Origin of the sequence: Synechococcus sp. H60.2, assembly GCF_047462315.1 — a bacterium.
Classification (GTDB): Bacteria; Cyanobacteriota; Cyanobacteriia; order Thermostichales; family Thermostichaceae; genus Thermostichus.
This window is the reverse complement of the sequence record NZ_JANSIZ010000022.1, coordinates 19,902-38,125: the sequence shown is the minus strand read 5'-3', so window position 1 is coordinate 38,125 and position 18,224 is coordinate 19,902. Positions and strand designations below refer to the sequence as shown.

14 protein-coding genes, 1 tRNA gene and 1 pseudogene are annotated in these 18,224 nt (G+C 59.8%); 6 read left to right on the top strand and 10 right to left on the bottom strand.

Going from position 1 to position 18,224, the window contains the following annotated elements:
- From NW845_RS05285 to NW845_RS05270, 4 genes and pseudogenes are all read right to left on the bottom strand, one after another.
- Window positions 1-407: pseudogene (locus NW845_RS05285) on the bottom strand (helix-turn-helix domain-containing protein); the annotation flags it as partial.
- Between the two features lie 138 nt (window positions 408-545).
- Complete coding sequence (locus NW845_RS05280) at window positions 546-2,159, bottom strand: DUF6930 domain-containing protein (protein ID WP_414377278.1); 1,614 nt, start codon at window positions 2,157-2,159, stop codon at window positions 546-548.
- A gap of 155 nt (window positions 2,160-2,314) precedes the next feature.
- Window positions 2,315-2,387: transfer RNA gene (locus NW845_RS05275), tRNA-Thr, on the bottom strand.
- Window positions 2,388-2,574: 187 nt separating this feature from the next.
- Window positions 2,575-3,270, bottom strand: coding sequence for a TPM domain-containing protein (locus tag NW845_RS05270; protein ID WP_414365677.1), 696 nt, complete (start codon window positions 3,268-3,270; stop codon window positions 2,575-2,577).
- A gap of 369 nt (window positions 3,271-3,639) precedes the next feature.
- Here NW845_RS05270 and NW845_RS05265 point away from each other — a divergent pair, with 369 nt between their 5' ends.
- Together NW845_RS05265 and NW845_RS05260 are read left to right on the top strand one after the other, a co-directional pair.
- Complete coding sequence (locus tag NW845_RS05265) at window positions 3,640-5,496, top strand: S8 family serine peptidase (RefSeq protein WP_414377275.1); 1,857 nt, start codon at window positions 3,640-3,642, stop codon at window positions 5,494-5,496.
- Entirely contained in the window at window positions 5,496-5,717 is a 222-nt protein-coding gene (locus tag NW845_RS05260; protein WP_414365665.1) for a hypothetical protein, read from the top strand. The genes NW845_RS05265 and NW845_RS05260 overlap by 1 nt, the downstream gene beginning before the upstream one ends.
- Before the next feature lie 193 nt (window positions 5,718-5,910).
- On the opposite strand, the gene NW845_RS05255 is transcribed toward NW845_RS05260, so the two are convergent.
- On the bottom strand, window positions 5,911-6,273 hold the full coding sequence (locus NW845_RS05255; RefSeq protein WP_414365666.1) for a pentapeptide repeat-containing protein: 363 nt from the start codon (window positions 6,271-6,273) through the stop codon (window positions 5,911-5,913).
- Between the two features lie 507 nt (window positions 6,274-6,780).
- Here NW845_RS05255 and NW845_RS05250 point away from each other — a divergent pair.
- Window positions 6,781-7,887: an ATP-dependent 6-phosphofructokinase gene (locus NW845_RS05250; protein ID WP_414365667.1), complete on the top strand. Its 1,107-nt coding sequence runs from the start codon at window positions 6,781-6,783 to the stop codon at window positions 7,885-7,887.
- Here NW845_RS05250 and NW845_RS05245 read toward each other — a convergent pair whose 3' ends face one another.
- On the bottom strand, window positions 7,888-8,898 hold the full coding sequence (locus tag NW845_RS05245) for an FHA domain-containing protein (RefSeq protein WP_414377272.1): 1,011 nt from the start codon (window positions 8,896-8,898) through the stop codon (window positions 7,888-7,890).
- Between the two features lie 141 nt (window positions 8,899-9,039).
- On the opposite strand from NW845_RS05245, the gene NW845_RS05240 reads away from it, so the two are divergent.
- Window positions 9,040-9,525, top strand: a complete 486-nt coding sequence (locus NW845_RS05240; RefSeq protein WP_414365669.1) for a CGLD27 family protein — start codon at window positions 9,040-9,042, stop codon at window positions 9,523-9,525.
- A gap of 51 nt (window positions 9,526-9,576) precedes the next feature.
- On the top strand, window positions 9,577-10,509 hold the full coding sequence (locus tag NW845_RS05235; protein WP_414365670.1) for a bifunctional riboflavin kinase/FAD synthetase: 933 nt from the start codon (window positions 9,577-9,579) through the stop codon (window positions 10,507-10,509).
- A gap of 36 nt (window positions 10,510-10,545) precedes the next feature.
- Here NW845_RS05235 and cobS read toward each other — a convergent pair whose 3' ends face one another.
- Genes cobS through rpoD form a run of 3 tightly spaced genes read right to left on the bottom strand, consistent with a single transcriptional unit; the run spans window position 10,546 to window position 12,993 of the window.
- Window positions 10,546-11,325, bottom strand: a complete 780-nt coding sequence (cobS, locus tag NW845_RS05230) for an adenosylcobinamide-GDP ribazoletransferase (RefSeq protein ID WP_414377269.1) — start codon at window positions 11,323-11,325, stop codon at window positions 10,546-10,548.
- 48 nt (window positions 11,326-11,373) lie between these two features.
- Window positions 11,374-11,718 carry a DUF4342 domain-containing protein gene (locus NW845_RS05225; RefSeq protein ID WP_414377266.1) on the bottom strand — a complete coding sequence of 115 codons (345 nt, stop codon included), beginning with the start codon at window positions 11,716-11,718 and terminating at the stop codon, window positions 11,374-11,376.
- Window positions 11,719-11,778: 60 nt separating this feature from the next.
- Complete coding sequence (gene rpoD, locus NW845_RS05220) at window positions 11,779-12,993, bottom strand: RNA polymerase sigma factor RpoD (RefSeq protein ID WP_414365673.1); 1,215 nt, start codon at window positions 12,991-12,993, stop codon at window positions 11,779-11,781.
- Between the two features lie 660 nt (window positions 12,994-13,653).
- Here rpoD and metH point away from each other — a divergent pair.
- Window positions 13,654-17,298, top strand: a complete 3,645-nt coding sequence (gene metH / locus NW845_RS05215) for a methionine synthase (protein ID WP_414377262.1) — start codon at window positions 13,654-13,656, stop codon at window positions 17,296-17,298.
- A gap of 38 nt (window positions 17,299-17,336) precedes the next feature.
- Here the strand turns inward: metH and NW845_RS05210 are convergent, their stop codons facing one another.
- Window positions 17,337-18,122 carry an ABC transporter permease gene (locus NW845_RS05210; RefSeq protein ID WP_414365675.1) on the bottom strand — a complete coding sequence of 262 codons (786 nt, stop codon included), beginning with the start codon at window positions 18,120-18,122 and terminating at the stop codon, window positions 17,337-17,339.
- Window positions 18,123-18,224: the final 102 nt, after the last annotated feature.

The window sequence follows — 18,224 nt, the reverse complement described above, 5'->3', positions numbered from 1 at the left end:
ACTGTAAGCTAGTCGTTCTCTTTGCACCTCCTCTTCTTGGACTCTCGCGCTGCGGTAAGTCTTTTTTTTAGAGTCATCCCTTGCTTTTTCAAGAAGTTGTGTATCGTGACAGTACTTACATCAATCCCTAAGCGCTCCCGCAACAGTTCTTGGCATTGCCACAGGTAGAAGTCTGGGTGTTCTGCAATGATTGCCATCACTTCCTATCGATGTTGTTCCAAAATATCCACTCGCTTGGTGCCTACTTTCTTGGGGGTTAAATCCTGAGTTTGTTGGTACTGTCGCACCCAGCGGTGTACTGTTCTTTTGGTCACCATGAACCGTTCAGCTACCTGGCGGATGGAGGTCTGACCTGCCTGATAAGCTGTTACAACTCTTTGCCGTAGATCCAAAGAATGGGTTGGCATCTCTTCCTCTCCTTCCTCTTGCAACGTGTACCCCACTTTAAACAGGCTGTAGTCAATGCTATTAAGCTCCAATCCCTGGATTGGCTTGTAGCCATGGGCTAGCCCAAGGACTTTTCGCGCAAGGATTTTTCAAGATCCTTAGGGAAAGTGCAACTGTCGGCTGATGCGCACCATCGGCCCCAGACCCAATCGCGTCGGGTTGAGCGCCTGCATCTCAAACAGGGCCAGAATGTGGCGCACCTGCAGCTCTGGCCAGTTGGAATTTATCCCCATCGCCACCACCAGGCCACAATAGCCGCCCGTCTCGCGGCAACGCCGTTCCCAGCGTTCGCGGGCTATCGAGTGAACAGGATCGTCTTCGGGAAATTCTCCGAACAGGTGCAGGTCGCGGTTGCCCGTTTGGACAATTTCCAAGGCGTAGCGGCTGCCAGCAAAGGGATCCACCCCTGTGTTAAAACAAACACCCTGGGGCCCCCCTTCGCCGCGCAGATTCTCGATCAACTGCTTTGCTTTGGAGCGGGAGGTGCGTACGATCACCACCGGCAGCCCTTCACCCCTTTGCACCAGCTTACTTTGGGGGAGAGGATGCCATTGCCCTGTGCGGCGCAGCGCCTCCACTGTGGTCCAGGGCAACACCCCCAGGCCGAGCTGCGCACCCTCAGGCACGAGATCATCTCGCAGCAAGGTTTGGGTGTGCTCTTCTTCGTCTCCTTCTAGCTCCAGAAGCTCTACAGCCAAGTCGGGCAGGGTGCGCACTTGCACCGAGAGGGTTTCCCCTGGTGCCTGTGGGTTGGGAATGCGATACCGACCCTGACAGGGTTGGAAATCCTCTTCCAGCTTGCGGTGGTACTGCTTCAAAAAACGATGCAAGGCCTCCAAAGCCACCGCCAAAGCCGCCGCCTCGTCTTCCTGCAAAACAACGCGCAGGCCCTCGAGAGGGTGGATGGTGCCGAAGTTCGGCTCGATTTCTTCGGGATCCAGATCAGCCAAGTCCAGGTCTGGCAGCTCGTTGAGTTCGAGATTGCGAGCTTGGAAGGTGAGATAGAGACAATCTTGCCTGAGGAAGGCTTCCTCCATCTCTTCGGGAGTATCTGGTTGGCCCGCGTCCTGGCGAAACCGTTTGAGGGAGTGCAGCGAGCGATAAAAAAGAACCCCGTACTCCATTCCCAGCCGCCCCATGACCGAGACGTAGAGGGTTTCAATGTCCCAGCGATTTAGCTCAATCGCCAAGATTTGGTGATCCTCCAGATAGTCCCAGGGGGCATCTTGCCAGAGGGTGAGGGCTTTGCCGGCCAGCAGCTTCGCGTAGTTCTCCGGCAGCGGAGGCGGGATCTGCTCACTGGCCTCTGCAAAACTCTGCAGGATCTCGTCGATCAGCGGCAATTCCGGCTGGCATTCCACTTTGATGTCCAGCTCGTGCAAAATGCCGCGCAGGAAAAACTGTACCTCCCGATCCCGCACAACGACCTTTTGCGGACGAGCCGGCAAGGCAGCATTGGGCCGCTCCATGGCCATGATCAAAGTTCGCACCATCGGCTCAAGGCCGGAGCCAGCAGGCACCACCTCCATAGCTCGCACCACGCCCTGAACGCCATCCACCCATAAAATGCACTCCCCCTCAGCCAAACCCGAGGAGCTCTGGGATCCCAGGGCTAGGGAGCCTGGTAGGCTGTGGCGATCCCCTTCCCATACCGAGGGCACCTGGGGCAGCTTTTGCAATCGACGAACTGTAGCGGCTGGCAGACCCGACATAGACCTCTAGAGAACACAAAGGAACAAACCGGCAGATACCCTGCGCGGGGATCCGCCTCTGAGGGGAGGGGGCAGGATCCCACTGAAGTCAATTTAACCAAACCGCCAGAGTCAAAGCTGAGTTCCTCTCCTGGGATAGCGGGGGCCGCCTGCAAAGCTGATGGTCAGACTCGAACTGACGACCGCTCGATTACAAGTCGAGTGCTCTACCAACTGAGCTACATCAGCAATCTAGCTCTATTGATTCTAGCATTCTCTCTTGGGAAGTTGCCCCCGTCGAAGCTCCCAGCGTTCTCGCCCTAGCCTCTGGCTTGCTGCGGGGGACAATAGGCGGAGGATTCTTTCTCGACTCGGAGGCTTACCCCCCTCCCAGAGGGAGAGGGGAATGGAGCTTGGCCTTAACTGGGCAGGACGGCTACTGCTGCTCCGCTGCCGGTCGGGCAATGGGCGCCAAATAGATCACCAGGGCTCCTGCCAGAAAGCCCAGGATGTTGCGCACCAGCGGGAGCCAATCCTGGGTGCGGGTGATCACCGGGCCGATGCCGAAGGCCCCAAACAAAATGAACCACAAGGGAGAGATAAGCAAAGCCCAGCGCCAGTTAAACAGCTCCTCCGCGTGGCGGGGTTTGCCGGCAAACCCGAAGACGATCCCGCCTAAGATAGAGGTGAGCAGCGTTAGGATCCACTGCTCCTGCGGCAGCCCGGGCACCACACGGCAGCCCCCTTGGTGAAAACAGCGATCCAAAACGTCAACGGTTTCCAAAATGGCGCGCTGAGTGCCGTGCTCTCGCACGTAGAACTGGTTGCCGAAGCGAGATTGCAGCTCAATCCAAAAGGTACGCGGCAGGATCTCCCGCACGGCGTCTCCCACGTTAAAGGCCAGCAAGTTGCCTCCCCTGGGATCGGCCACCATCAAAACGCTGCGCTCGTTCAGGCCCCAGTACTCTTTCACTTGGCGGCCTGGGGTTTGGTCAAACTGGGTCAGCACCCGCAGCTTCCAGCCCGTTTCTTCCTCTAACCGGTTTAGATGCTCGGCCAGTTGCGCTTCCTGATTGCTGGTCAACTGATCCGCCAAATCCAAGACCGGCACCGGCGGCTGCGGCAACTCCATCTCCACCACTGGCAAAGCAGGCTGGGCCCAAATCGGGGATCCCCCACCTAGCCAAATCCACAGCCCCAGGCAAAAGCTTGCCCCGACGCGCAGTATCCGTTGCCATCCGATGCTCATGCTGATTCCTCTCTTGGCTTTGATGACGAGATACTGAGAAATGATGTTAAGAAGTATTTCAAGTTCTTACAGATCCATCATGCATCGGGACAAACCGTTTGGCCAGAGGGATTCCTTTTTCTGGGTTTCCTGAGTGGCCCCCGAAAAAGTTGACAACAGGAACAGCCTCGTGGCGCAGCGTGCTGATTTTCTGGTCAATTGCCCATCCAGAGGGCATACTGGTGGCAACAATTTTGGATCCCGAGGGCGTGCATGATGAACTTCAGACGCTGGTTGGGTCTCTGCTGCGCTGGCCTGGTGGCACTGCTGGTGACGGCCTGCGGTAAGGGATCCACCCCCTACGACAGCATTGTGGTCAACTTTGTCAACACGGCCACTCCCACTGAGATTGCTGCTCTTGCCAAAGCCTACAATTTGCCGCTGCGACCCAGCAGCAACAGCGCTTTTGCCCGCCAGGAGGCTATTTACCTGTTTGATGTGGATGCGGAACATCCAGGAGCCACACGGCGGCTAATCCAACGGCTCTCGCGGGAAGCCCTGGTCGAGTATGCCCACCCCAATTACCAATTCCAGGCCGCTTTTGTGCCCAACGATCGCCTCTATCCCCAGCAATGGAACCTGCGAGCCATCCGCATGCCGGAAGCCTGGGACATCTCCCAAGGGGAAGGGGTAACGGTAGCCGTGGTGGACACTGGGGTGACACGGGTGCCGGATCTGGCCCAAACCGAATTTGTGAAGGGCTACGACTTCGTGGATGACGATGAGGATCCCACCGACCTCAACGGCCATGGCACCCATGTGGCGGGCACCATCGCCCAATCCACCAACAACACCCTAGGCGTGGCCGGGGTCGCCTTCAAGGCCAAGATCATGCCGGTGCGGGTGCTGGATGCCAATGGCTTTGGATCCCTGTCGGATGTGGTGGAAGGGATCCGCTATGCTGCTGACCACGGCGCCACAATCATCAACCTCAGCCTGGGTAGCCGTGCCTCTGCCCAACTGATGGAAGAGGCCGTAGCCTATGCCCACCGCAAAGGGGTGACGGTGATCGCAGCCGCCGGCAATGAAAACTCAAGCGAGGTGAGCTACCCGGCCCGCTACCCCCATGTCATCGCCGTCTCGGCCACTGGGCCCGATGGCAGCAAAGCCCCCTACTCCAACTATGGGGTTGGGGTAGATATCGCCGCTCCCGGCGGGGCCAAGACTCCCGAGCACCCTGAGTACGGCATTCTGCAGCAGACCATCAACCGCCGCAACCCCAACGAGCCCGTCTTTGCCTACTTCCAAGGCACTAGCATGGCCACTCCCCACGTGGCCGGCGTAGCAGCGCTGATCCAGGCTCAGGGCATCAAAGATCCGGATAAGGTGGAAGAAGTGCTGAAGATGTCGGCCACCCCGGTGCCCGGCGACAAGCAGAACTTCTACGGCGCCGGTCGTCTGGACGCAGCTAGGGCCCTGGCCCGAGCCACCGGTCAGCAAGAGGAGAACCCCCTAGTGCTGTGGCTGAAGGACTTCCTGCAATATCTGAACAACAACGGCTACCTCAACCCACGCTTCTGGTTTGATGGTGGCCCGATTGCCCTGGTGCCCAAGCTGCTGATGGTGGTGGGCGGCTACATCATCCTGGTGCTGATCCGCTGGTGGCTGGCTCCCAAGCCCATGCTGGCAACAGTACCCCTCCTGGGAGGGATCCTGCTGGGCAGCGCTGGTCTCTTCCCCCTGCAAGGGTTGGCCATTGTGGGTGCGCCCCGGTGGCCCTTCCAGGTGATGGGGAGCTCCCTGCCAGAGCTGGGCACCGCCTTGGCCCAAACCAATGCTTTGAACCCCTTGTTTGCCAGCGTGTTGATCCCCGGCCTGTTGATGGTGCTGTTCCTGGGCCATCGGCGCTGGCGTTGGGCGGTCGTCGGCCTCTCGATCGGTATGGCCTCCCATCTGCTCCTGTCCGGATCCCTGTTCTACGAGGGGGTACTATGGCTTGGCTCCTCTGCTTGGTTGGGGCGCTCCTTCTTGCTCCTCAATGGTTTGCTCTGCCTGGGCCTGGCCTATTTGGGAGCGCAAGCCATCTTGGATTCCCAGCCCAGCAGCACCGGTTTAGCGCTGAGGAAGTGATGCAAGAATACAGCGGTACCATCGAGTTCCTGGATATCGAAGGGGGGGTGTGGGTGCTGACGCTCCCTTCCGGCCAGCACTACGCCCTCTTCCGCGCCCCCAAAGAGCTCTTACAAGAGGGGTTGGAGGTCACCATCCAGGGACAGATCAAAGAAGATATGGTGACGGTGGCCCAGGTGGGGCCAGTCTTGGAGGTGAAGAGCTTCCGGACGCAGCCCTAGCCAATGCGACCCAGAGCAAATACCCCTGGGATCCCCCCTTGGGGATCCCTCTTTTTTAGAGAGCTTTCTGCGGCTCCAACGCAGCACCCACCTTGCTTGAAAGCTTGGGTGAACACCTCCCAAGACTCGTCACTGATGTGCTCTTGAGTCAACACAACTCACCCATACAGTGCGGGGCTTCCCGCCGATTAAGCTAAAACTCGAACAGTTGCATCCCCGCTGTTACCGGATCGAAACCGGCGGGGAAGCAGGTGTTGTGGTTGTACTGGGCTCCGCTTAAATTGGCTCCCTCCAAACAGGCTCCCTCCAGGTCGGCATAGCGCAGATCGGCACAGCGCAAGTCGGCATTGGCCAGATTGCTGCCGCGCAGGTTGGCATAGCGTAGGTTGGCCCCATGCAAGTCAGACCCGCGCAGGTCGGCCCGGCGCAGATCGACCCCCCGTAAGAAGGCGTACTCCAGACAAGATTGGGGAAAGTGACGCTCTCCCCGCTGGTAACGGCTGAGCAACTCTGTGGCCCCCCGCAGCGCACATTGGGCAATGGTTTGCGTCATCATGCTTCTCCCAACTCAGACCGGCTCCTTCAATATCTCCATCATCTCTACCATCATTCGCTTGAATGGGTTTTGATCAAGGTTACTTAACAAATGATTTTAATTTTGGTTTTTCGGCAGATGGTTCCCCCCAAGTCTTGCCTACAAGATCTATCCTCAGAGATAGCGAAAACCTTTCCAAACCTAGCTTTGCAAGGCAACATTTCTTAATTCTTTGTTGTGAAGGATGCTTAACAACTCCTCTTGTCCGCGGAGTCGCTCCCCAACTGCAAACTCTGCTCAGCATCTTGGCCCACAGGTCTGGACATACTCTTTGGGATCCTGTAATCCAGCCGTCGCCTCCCCTTCTCTGCGGTTGGTCAAGTACCCCATGGCCACAGCCTGCTAGGGCCTCGGAACCACTGTAAGCAAACCGCACAGCATCCGCTTGCAGGAGTGAAGTCTAGTCGGCTTGAAACTGTGGAGCGGGGCAGTCCATATCTTTGTTCAAGCTGTTCATCCTGGAGCACCATGCCAAAACGTAAGCGAATTGGGATCCTCACCAGCGGTGGCGATTGTGGCGGCCTCAATGCCGTTATCCGAGCAGTGGTGCGGCGGGCCCGCGACTATGACATGGATGTTTACGGCATCAAAAACGCGACCGCAGGTCTGATGGCGCGACCGGTGGAAGCAGAGCTGCTGGATGTGAAGCGGGTTTCCGGCATTTTGCGCTATGGCGGCACCATCCTGGGTACTGTGAACAGGGGCAACCCCTTCGCCTATCCCATGCCGGATGGCAGCTTGGTGGATCGCTCGGCAGAGGTGATCACGGGTTACCACCGGCTGGGGTTGGATGCTCTGATCGGAGTGGGGGGAGATGGCAGCCTGGCCATTCTCCGGCAGCTAGCCTTGCAGGGGGATTGGAACTTCGTCGGGATCCCTAAGACCATCGACAACGATGTCGGTGCCACCGAGTATTCCGTGGGGTTCAACACGGCGTTGAGTGTGGCCGTGCAGGCTTTGGATCAGCTCACCTACACCGCCATCAGCCACAGCCGCGTCATGGTCATGGAGGTGATGGGTCGGGATGCCGGTCACATCGCCCTCAGTGCTGGCATTGCCGGGGGGGCCCACGTAATCCTGATCCCGGAGATCCCCTACAAGCTGGAAAATGTCTGCAAAAGGATCCTCGACCGCAAAGAGCGGGGCAACAATTTCAGCATTGTGGTGGTGGCGGAGGCCGTTCGCACTGAGTCCGGAGAACCGGTGACCTACACCAATAGCCTGGGGCAGTCTCTCTACGGCGGCATTGGCTATTACATAGGCAACGAGATTGCGCTGCGCACCGGTATCGAGACGCGGGTGATGGTTTTGGGCCATCTGCAGCGGGGGGGCACTCCTTCTCCTCTGGATCGCCTGCTGGGGGCAGCTTTTGGGGTGGCGGCTGTGGACTTGATTGCTCAGGGCAAGTACGACCGCATGGTGGCCTGGCAAAATCGGCGCGTGGTGGATGTGCCCCTGGCAGAGGCCATCGCCCAGTACCGACGGGTGGAAGTGGATGGGGCTCTAGTTGCCACGGCCATTGGTCTCAACACCTATGTGGGCGAGGTGGATCCCCAGCTTCTGCGCACGTTTTAGTTAGAGTTCGAGAACCGCTTGCAGAGAGCGGACATCGCAGTAGTACACCTGGTGCGGGTGGGTATACCCCTTGAGCTGCACCGCCTGCTGGGAAAAACAGGCGGCTACCTGCCTTAGTTGTTTGGCCAAGCAAGCGTAGGTGTCTTGGCTGATGGCCAGGTCAGTGTTGAGGGTGCGGGTGGCACTCTCGATGCGAAAGGCCAAATTAACCGTATCGCCCAGGGCGGTGTATTCCTGGCGGGTGTTGTTGCCCACCTGTCGCACAATGGCTGAGCCGGTGTTGACACCCGCCCCCAAGCGCAGGGGAGAAGGCAGGGGAAACTCGCCGTTCAGTTGTTCGGTCATCTGGAACAGCTTCACCAGAGCCTGCAAGACCGACTTCACATCGAGATCAATCTCCGCGTGTTCAGCTTGTAAGGGATCCGCTTGGGGTGCATGGAACCAGACGGCCATAATCGCGTCACCGATATATTTATCGACACTGCCTCCATGGTGCTGGATGATGTCGCCGCCGCGCCGGAACCAGTCGCCCATCACCTGGGAAAGCAGGCGCTCGTCCAGTTGCTGGGTCAGTTGTCCGTAACCGCGCACGTCAACTACGGCCACCGAGATCAGCCAGCGGGTCTGCAGAACCAAGGTGTCTGAGGGTTTGCCGGCAGAGCTGGGTTCTAGGCTGGCTAGGGATCCGCTGTGAAACTCGAGCTGCGATTGTCCGAGGGTGAGGTGATCTCCATCTTGCAGCAGGGTGGGAATGCTGATGCGGCGATTGTTGACAAATGAGCCGTTGCGGCTGCCCAGATCGATGAGATAGATGCTGTGGTCATCTAAATACTGCAGCAGGGCATGTTGGCGGGAAACGCTGGGATCGTTGAGGACAATGGAGTTGTCCGCATCGCGGCCTACCGTCCAAGCGGCCGCTCCGGCGAGAACATACTTCCTCTGGCTGCCGTCCGGCTCTCTCAAGATCACATAGGGGGGGGTGGTGGCGGCAGATTCGCCTGGGACGCTCATGGTAGAACCGGAGGTAACGTGACCACGCTCTATACAACATTAAGAATACTCCTCTCCCCCCTCGGTTGAACTGCGGCTGGCCTGGGCTTGGCGGGGGGCTGGGCCTGCCAGTATCATTTTGTGTAGATACATTAAGGCTGTATGGTGGATCCTTCCCATCCCATTCCTGCTGAGCAACAGCCGCTGCGGCAGTATGCAGAGCTGAGAGAAGCTTTTCCTTTTCGCTGGCCGGTGTTGGAAGGGATCCCCTATGTGCAGCGGCTTGTCGGCCTTTGGGGAGCGACTGCCCTGGTAGTTGCGCCGCTGGTCTGGGGCAGCTTTGCTGGGGAATGGGGCCACTTCGCCTCGGGGACGGTGCTGGGGGCCAATGCCTTGCTCGGCCTGGTGTTGCTCCACCTCTACTTGGGATGGGCCTATGTGCGGCGGCGCTTGGCGCAGGCGCGGATTCCCTACGAAGAAAGCGGCTGGTACGACGGGGCAATCTACGCCAAATCGGAAGAGGAGCTGGCGCAGCATCGGCTGATCGTCCACTATCAAATCGACCCTGTGTTGCAGCGCCTGCGACGTAGCTTGTGGGCTGTGGTTGGCCTCAGTGGGCTGATGGCTTTGCTTTGGCCGCTCTGGTAGAGATTGTCGGGCAGTGGTTAATTGGCTGTTTGTTGTTCGGGATCCCAAGCGGTGCACGTAACTTCTGACCTGGCTCAAACCTTGCGACCCACCGCCGTTGCCATCGGGAACTTCGATGGCTTGCACCTGGGCCATCAAAAGGTGCTGCAGCCTATTCGCGACTCCCTGCAGGGGGTGCGCACAGTTCTCACCTTTCATCCTCACCCCCAAGAGGTGTTGACGGGCCGAAAGCACCTGCTGCTCACGCCGCCTGCGGAGAAGCTGGCTCTGTTGGCCCAGATGGGCTTTGAGCAGGTGGTGTTACTCCCCTTCACCCCCGCCTTTGCCCGCCAGCCCCCCCAGGAGTTCATCCAGACGGTACTGGAACGGGGTCTGCGTGTTCGCCATCTCAGCATCGGCTGGGACTTTTGCTTTGGCCACCGCCGTGCCGGCAACGCCCAAACCCTCCAAGCCTGGGGATCGGAACGCTGCATTCCGGTGGAGGTGATCCCAGAGGCGCAACTAAGGGGGGAGCGGGTGAGCAGCTCTCGCATTCGTGCCGCCCTGGCCACGGGGGAGGTGGCAGCGGCAACAGAGCTCTTGGGCCGTCCCTACCGGCTAATCGGAGAGGTGGTGCCAGGGGATCGGCGGGGCCGAGAGCTGGGTTTTCCCACCGCCAATCTGCGCCTGCCGCCGGAGAAGTTTTTGCCCCGCGACGGGGTGTACAGCGTTTGGGTGAATGTGCCTGCTGAGGCAGCAGCCCTGCCTGGGGTGATGAACATTGGCCATCGGCCCACGTTTGCCGGTTCACAGCACACCGTCGAGGTGCATCTGTTGGATTGGACAGGTGATCTCTACGGTCAAGAGGTGCAGGTGGCGCTGCAGGGCTTTATCCGGACAGAGCGGAAATTTCCCGCGGTGGCGGATTTGGTTCAGCAAATTCAGCAAGACTGCCAAACGGCCCGTCAGCAGTTGGGCTTAGCCGAACAAGTTGGTCTGGTCTAGAGGCCCTCGCGCCCCTCTCCCAAAAAGAGAGGGGGCTTAGGATGGGCCGATCAGGGATCCCCACAGCAGGGCTATCGCCTCCGACCACTCCACCGTAGCCCCGTAAGTATCCCCCGTGTGCCCTCCCAACTGGCGGTAGAGCCAATGGCCCACGGCCAGGGCTCCCAGGGCAGAGCCCAGGGTCCAGAGCAGCAAAGGCTGCCAAGCCAGGAGCCCGGCCCAGCCCACCCCCCCGGTGATGGCCAGCAACAGCAGCGTGCCCGGCCACAGGGATCCCGGCAGAGAGGTGGAGTCTTTGAGGAAGCGGGCGGATCCCTGGTCGCGCAGATAGGGGTATAGGGCGATAGCGAGCAACTGGCCCCAGCGTCCCCAAGCCGGCACCAGCAGCAAGAGAGGCCAGACCTGCAGGCTGCTCAGGGCGGCAAATTTTAGCAGCAACACCAGCACCAAGGCGAGCACCCCGTAGGCCCCGGTGTGGCTGTCCCTCATCACCTGCAGGCGGCGGGATAGCCCGTTGACGGCTGGCCGTTCCGTGTCGGCAAAGCTCTTGGGGACGTTGACCGCCAGCCCATCGGCAGTGTCAGCCACCCCATCCAGGTGCAGCCCGCCGGTTAACAGCACCCACAGAGCCACGAGCAAAGCTGCTCGCACCGGCGGCGGGAAAATCTGCAGCAGAAGCGCCGCTAGGGTGAGGATCCCACCCAACAGCAAGCCCACTGCCGGCAACCAGGCAGCAATGCCCTCGAACTGTAGCCTACCCAACCTCCCCAAAGGCAGGGCGGTGTAGAAAGTCAAAGCTGCCCACAAGCGCCTCACCGGCTTGGCCTCTAGGCGGGTGTCAGCCGCTAGAACAATCTTGGCGGGCTAGGAATCATTGCGAATGGTTCGCTCCACCCCAATGGTCAGCTTGGCCACCAGGGCACCGATTGCTCCCACAGCCGCCAACACCGGAAACAAAGCCGCCCCCAACACCCCTGCGGCCACTCCTACGCCCAGAGGGATCTCGATCAGCGTCTGCCCTTCGGCATTTTTGATCAGGATGCGGCGAACATTGGCCTCTTCGATCAACTCGCGAATTTTGGCCAACAGCTCGTCCCCGCTGATCTTAAACTCCTCCACGTGGTACTCCACCCTGGCTGGAGGCAGATCCCTGCCCTCCCCGTCAGCCTTTGCAGAGGAGTTGGGATCCGGCGTCTCATGGGGGTTCATACTGAAGAGGCTCCATACGTCGGTTGGCGGCGGCAACTGAGTCCATCCTAAGACCGGATCCTAGCGGATGTACTCTTTCAACACGCTGTTGCGATTGGGGTGGCGCAGCTTGCGGAGCGCCTTGGCCTCGATCTGCCGGATCCGCTCGCGGGTCACGTTGAAGATCTGGCCGATCTCCTCCAGAGTTTTCATACGGCCATCGTCTAGGCCGTAGCGCAGCTTCAACACATCCCGCTCGCGGGGGGTGAGAGTTTCCAGCACGCTTTCCAGATCCTCTCGGAGCAAAACCTTGGCCACTCGCTCCTCGGGGGTTTCCCCTTCCGACTCGATGAAGTCCCCCAGCCGCGAATCCTCTTCCTTACCGATGGGAGTCTCCAGAGAGATGGGAAGCTGAGCCGACTTGGCGATGAAGCGCAACTTCTCGATGGTAATCTCCATGCGGGTGGCGATCTCCTCTTCGGTCGGCCTGCGGCCCAGCTCCTGAGAAAGCTGCTTGGTGACCTTCTTGATGCGGGAGATGGTCTCGTAGAGGTGGACCGGCAGGCGAATGGTGCGCGATTGGTCGGCAATGGCACGGGTGATGGCCTGGCGAATCCACCAAGTGGCATAGGTGGAAAACTTGTAGCCCTTCTCGTGGTCAAACTTTTCCGCTGCCCGGATCAGACCCAGGGATCCCTCTTGGATGAGATCCTGGAACGACAGGCCCCGGTTCATGTATTTCTTGGCAATAGAGACCACCAGCCGCAGATTGGACTGCACCATCTTTTCTTTGGCCCGTCGCCCCCGATGCAAGCGCCGCCGGAATTCAGGCAGAGACATCTTCACTTCTTCTGCCCACAACGTCTCCGGTACCTCCTCCGGGTCGGACCAGAGGCCCATACGCTGGAAAACGGCCTCACGAGCCCGCTCTAACTCCAGCAGGTCGGCAATTTTGCGGGCTAGCTCAATTTCTTCATCTGCCCGCAACAGGCGGATACGACCGATTTCCTGCAAATAGACGCGGATGGAGTCATCGGTGTAGGGTTTTTTCTTGCTGGCCGCTTTGCGCTTTGAACGGCCCTTGGCAGCGGCGGCAGCAACATCGGCATCCTCCTCGAGGGACTCTTCGTCGTCCTCATCATCCTCATCAAAAGCATCAGTGTCACTGGCATCCGGTTCCATCTCAAGGGGATCCACCTCATTGTCCGCATCCAAAGGGATGGAGGATGAACTTTCCAGATCCAGTTCGAGAAGAGCCGTATGACCAGACTTCACCAATTCCTTTGCTTGAGCCATGCTGAGTTCCTCGTAACTTTAATCACAGACAACTGGAGGAGACTAAGGGGTTCTAGACGCCGAAATGAGGGAAGCAGGTTCCAACTCTGCTGCGGCCCCTGACGCCAAATGGAGGGAGTCAAGTTCCGCAGACGCAAACCCCGTTTGTGCCGGGCAAGCTCGCCCACTTCTAGGCAACCGATCGCTCAGGCCGATCTCGAAGCAGATATCGCTCATAGGGTTTAGCTAAACTGGCGCAAAACCCGTTTTGATGGGTAAAGCCTCCCGAGATCTCGAAAGGCAAACCTTTGGCTTTGCTTATCCCCTGACACAATCCAAGCCACTTACTGACTGAGAGGGCAGGGTATTCAGCACCTCAATCACCCCAACATACAAGGAGAAGAGCAAACTGCAGCAACCAGCAGGCGACCTTGAGGAAGGTTCCTGCAGGCAACTGTAGCCGTTCACACCAAAATGTCTTCCCTAAATTAGCCCGCCCTTGGGGAAACAGCAACAGGGCAGACGAAGAAAATCTCAACTTTACCCCATTCCTTCCCAGCCTTGAGATCCTGGTCTAGGGGATCCCTGCCTTGGCCTAGTCCGGGGAATTGACTCAATGCTAACTTAAATCCAGCTTTCTTTAGCAGCTCTGAACCCATCCCTGCCTGAGCCGCGACGCCTATGACCCACCCCTTCCTGCAGCATCTCCAGGAACGCGTGATTGTCTTCGACGGGGCAATGGGATCCTCTCTGCAAGCCCAGAACCTGACGGCAGCCGATTTTGGTGGGCCGGAGCTGGAAGGCTGCAACGAGATCCTGGTGCTGAGCAAGCCGGAGGCGGTGGCGCAGGTTCACCGGGGTTTTCTAGAGGTGGGGGCCGACGTCATCGAGACCAATACCTTTGGCGCCACCTCGATTGTCTTGGCCGAGTACGGGATCCCGGAAAAAGCCTACGAGCTCAACGTGGCAGCGGCGCGGCTGGCCAAGCGGGTGGCAGCCGAGTTCTCAACGCCGGAAAAGCCTCGTTTTGTGGCCGGCTCCATCGGCCCCACCACCAAGCTGCCCACCCTGGGGCACATCGGCTTTGACGAGATGCGGGCTGCCTATGAGGAGCAAGTTCGGGGGCTCCTCGACGGCGGGGCGGATCTGCTCATCATCGAGACCTGTCAGGACATTCTGCAGACCAAGGCGGCGCTGGTGGCCGTGCAGCAGGAGTTGGCCCGCCGTGGGATCCGCCTGCCGGTGGTGGTGTCCCTGACCTTTGAGGTACAGGGGACGATGCTGGTGGGCACCGAGATTGGGGCAGCGCTGGCCATCCTGGAGCCCTACCCCATCGATGTGCTGGGCCTCAACTGCGCCACCGGGCCGGACAGAATGGCCGAGCACATCCGCTACCTCTCCCGCCATTCCCCCTTTCCCATCTCCTGCATCCCCAACGCTGGCCTGCCGGAAAACATCGGCGGCAAGGCCCACTACAAGCTGACGCCGGAGCAGTTGCGCTTTCACCTGGAGCACTTTGTGCGGGATCTGGGGGTGGCGGTGGTGGGGGGCTGCTGCGGCACCCGCCCGGAGCACATTGCTGCTTTGGTGACAGCCGTTCAGGGGTTGCGGCCCAAACGTCGTTCCGTCGAGCGCATCCAGGCTGCCGCCTCGATCTACTCGCCCCAGCCCTACCTCCAGGACAACTCGTTCTTAATCATCGGCGAGCGGCTCAATGCCAGCGGCTCCAAGAAGATGCGGGAGCTGCTCAACGCTGAAGATTGGGACGGCCTGGTGGCCCTGGCGCGGGAGCAGGTGCGGGAGGGAGCCCACATCCTCGACGTGAACGTGGACTACGTGGGCCGGGATGGGGTGCGGGATATGCGGGAGCTGGTCTCGCGGCTGGTGACCCAGATCCCACTTCCCCTGATGCTGGATTCCACCGACTGGCAGAAGATGGAGGCCGGCCTCAAGGTGGCCGGGGGCAAGTGCCTGCTCAACTCCACCAACTACGAGGATGGGGAAGAGCGCTTCCTGAAGGTGCTGGAGCTGGCCAAGACCTACGGCGCGGGGGTGGTCATCGGCACCATCGACGAGGAGGGCATGGCCCGCACTGCCGAGAAGAAGTTCCAGATTGCCGAGCGGGCCTATCGCCAGGCGCTTGAGTCCGGGATCCCGCCCTACGAGATTTTCTTTGACCCGCTGGCCTTGCCCATTTCCACCGGCATTGAGGAAGACCGCGCCAACGGAGCAGCTACCCTGGAGGCCATTCGCCGCATCCGTCAGGCTTTTCCTGAAGCCCACATCCTCTTGGGCATCTCCAACATCTCCTTTGGGCTCTCGCCAGCAGCCCGCGTGGTCTTGAACTCAGTGTTTTTGCACGAGTGCCGCCAGGCCGGGCTGGATGCTGCCATCGTTAGCGCCGCCAAGATCCTGCCCCTAAGCAAGATCCCGGAGGAGCAGCAGCAGGTGTGCCGGGATCTCATTTGGGATCGGCGGCAGTTTAACGCTGAGGGTATCTGCACCTACGATCCCCTGGCGCGGCTGACGGAGCTGTTTGCAGGGGTTTCCAGCCAGGAGCTGCGCGCTGCCGGATCCCTGGCCAAGCTGCCGCTGGAAGAGCGGCTGCGGCGGCACATCATCGACGGGGAGCGCATCGGCCTGGAGGAGACCCTGGCGGAGGCGCTGCAGAAATACTCCCCCCTGGAGATCATCAATACCTTTTTACTGGACGGCATGAAGGAGGTGGGGGAGCTTTTTGGCGCCGGCAAAATGCAACTGCCTTTTGTGCTGCAGTCGGCAGAAACCATGAAGGCGGCGGTGAAATACCTAGAGCCCTTCATGGAAAAGGTGGGCGGGGGGGTGTGCAAGGGCACCTTCTTGATCGCCACCGTCAAGGGAGATGTCCACGACATCGGCAAAAACCTGGTGGACATCATCCTCACCAACAACGGCTACAAGGTCATCAATTTGGGCATCAAGCAGCCGGTGGAAAACATCATCGAGGCTTATGAAAAGTACAAGCCCGACTGCATTGCCATGAGCGGCCTGTTGGTGAAATCCACTGCGTTTATGAAAGAAAATCTGGAGGTGTTTAACGAGCGGGGCATCGCCGTGCCTGTGATCCTAGGGGGGGCGGCCCTTACCCGCCGCTTTGTGGAAGAAGACTGCCGCCAGACCTACAAGGGCCAAGTCATCTATGGCCGCGACGCCTTTACCGACCTGCACTTTATGGATCGGCTGATGCAGGCCAAGGCTGCCGGGCGCTGGGATGACCGGCTGGGTTTTCTGGATGACTTGGAGCAGCGAGTCAACGGCCAGAAGGAGGCTGCTGCGGATCCAGCGGATCCCACCTTGCCGGCTCCAGAGGTGACCGTGGGCGCTGCTCCTGCCCTTGCGGTCTCGGCTGGTGACGGCGGGGCAGACACCCGTCGTTCCGAGGCCGTTGCCCTGGATACCGAGCGACCCATCCCCCCCTTCTGGGGGTCCAAAGTTCTCGCCTCAGATCAGATCCCCTGGCCGGAAGTCTTCTTCTATATCGACAAACAGGCCCTGGTGGCCGGCCAGTGGCAGATCCGCAAGCCGCGCGACCAGTCGGCGGAGGAGTTTGCCCAGTTTCTCGCCACCCAGGTGGAGCCGGTGATCGAGCGTTGGAAGGAGCGGATCCTGAGCGAAGACCTGCTGCACCCGCAGGTGGTCTATGGCTACTTCCCGGCGCAGGCGCAAGGGAATACGTTAATCCTCTTCGACCCGGCCAGCTTCCCCGAGCTGTTTGCTCTAGAGCCCGGCTCCACCACCTACTTCCAACTGCCCACCGTCGAGCGCCCCCAGCTTTCTCCCCAGGTGCGGGAGCTGGCCCGCTTCACCTTCCCCCGCCAAAAAACCGGCCAGCGCCTCTGCATTGCCGACTTCTTCGCCGATCGCTCCACCGACCTGGTGGACGTTTTCCCCATGCAGGCAGTTACAGTGGGGCCAGAGGCTACGGCCTACGCCCAGCGCCTGTTTGCCGAAGGCCAGTACACTGACTACCTCTACTTCCACGGCCTGGCCGTCACCCTGGCAGAAGCCTTAGCAGAGTGGTGCCACGCCCGCATCCGACGGGAGCTGGGCTTTGGCGGCGAGGACAGCCCTGACATCCGCCAGATCCTGCACCAGGGCTACCGCGGCTCCCGCTACAGCTTCGGCTATCCTGCCTGCCCCAACATTGCCGATCAGCGGGTTTTGTTGGAGCTGCTCCGGGCCGAGCGCATCGGCCTGACCATGGACGACAGCGACCAGTTGGATCCGGAACAGTCCACCACCGCCATCGTCGCCTACCACCCGGCGGCCCGCTATTTCAATACTTGATCCCTCACCCCAGCCCCTCTCCCTGAGGGAGAGGGGGGCTAGCGGGAGCGGCTGAGCAGGGGAAACCCCATCACCACGACCAAGGTAGCCAGGATGATCACGGTGGAGAGGGCGTTGATCTCCGGCGTCACCCCCCGCCGCGCCGTGCTGTAGATGAGGATGGGCAGGGTCTGGCTTTCCGGCCCGCTGGTGAAAAAGGAGATGACAAAGTCATCGATGGAGAGGGTAAAGGCCAGCAGCGCCGCGGCCAGGATCCCCGGCCTGGCCAGGGGCAAGGTTACATAGCGCAGCTTCTGCCAGGTGTTGGCGTAAAGGTCGTAGGCGGCTTCCTCCAAAGCGGGATCCAAAAGCTGCAGGCGGCTGCGCACCACGATGGCCACAAAGGCAATCTGAAAGGTGATGTGGGCCAGGATCATCGTTCCCAAGCCCAGCTCAAACCAGCCGGTGTAGGCGCGCACAAACTGGTAAAACAGCAGCAGCGTAATCGCCATCACAATATCCGGGACAGTGACCGGCAACAGCAGCAACCCCTGCACAATCTTTTGGCCGGGGAAACGGTAGCGGTAGAGGCCATAGCCCAAGAGGGATCCCAGCACCGTGCTCACCAGGGTGCTGACCAAGGCCAAGAGGAACGTATTTTGGGTTGCCTGCCAAACTGCCGCATTGCGAAAGAGAGCCAAGTACCAATCGAAGGTAAAACCCGTCCACGCCAGGCCAAAGCGGGCGCGGTTAAACGAGTAGACGACGATCAACAGAATCGGCAGGTAGAGAAAGCCATAGATGGCATAGCTCACTCCCTGTAGCCAGATGGGTATCTTCGCCACTCTCCTTCCTGCCCTCCCAGGTATTTGCCGGAAAAAGCAGTCGCGCTGCCAGCCTACCTCCTTCCCAGTCTATAGCTCGCTGGTTAGGCAAGATGCAGCAAA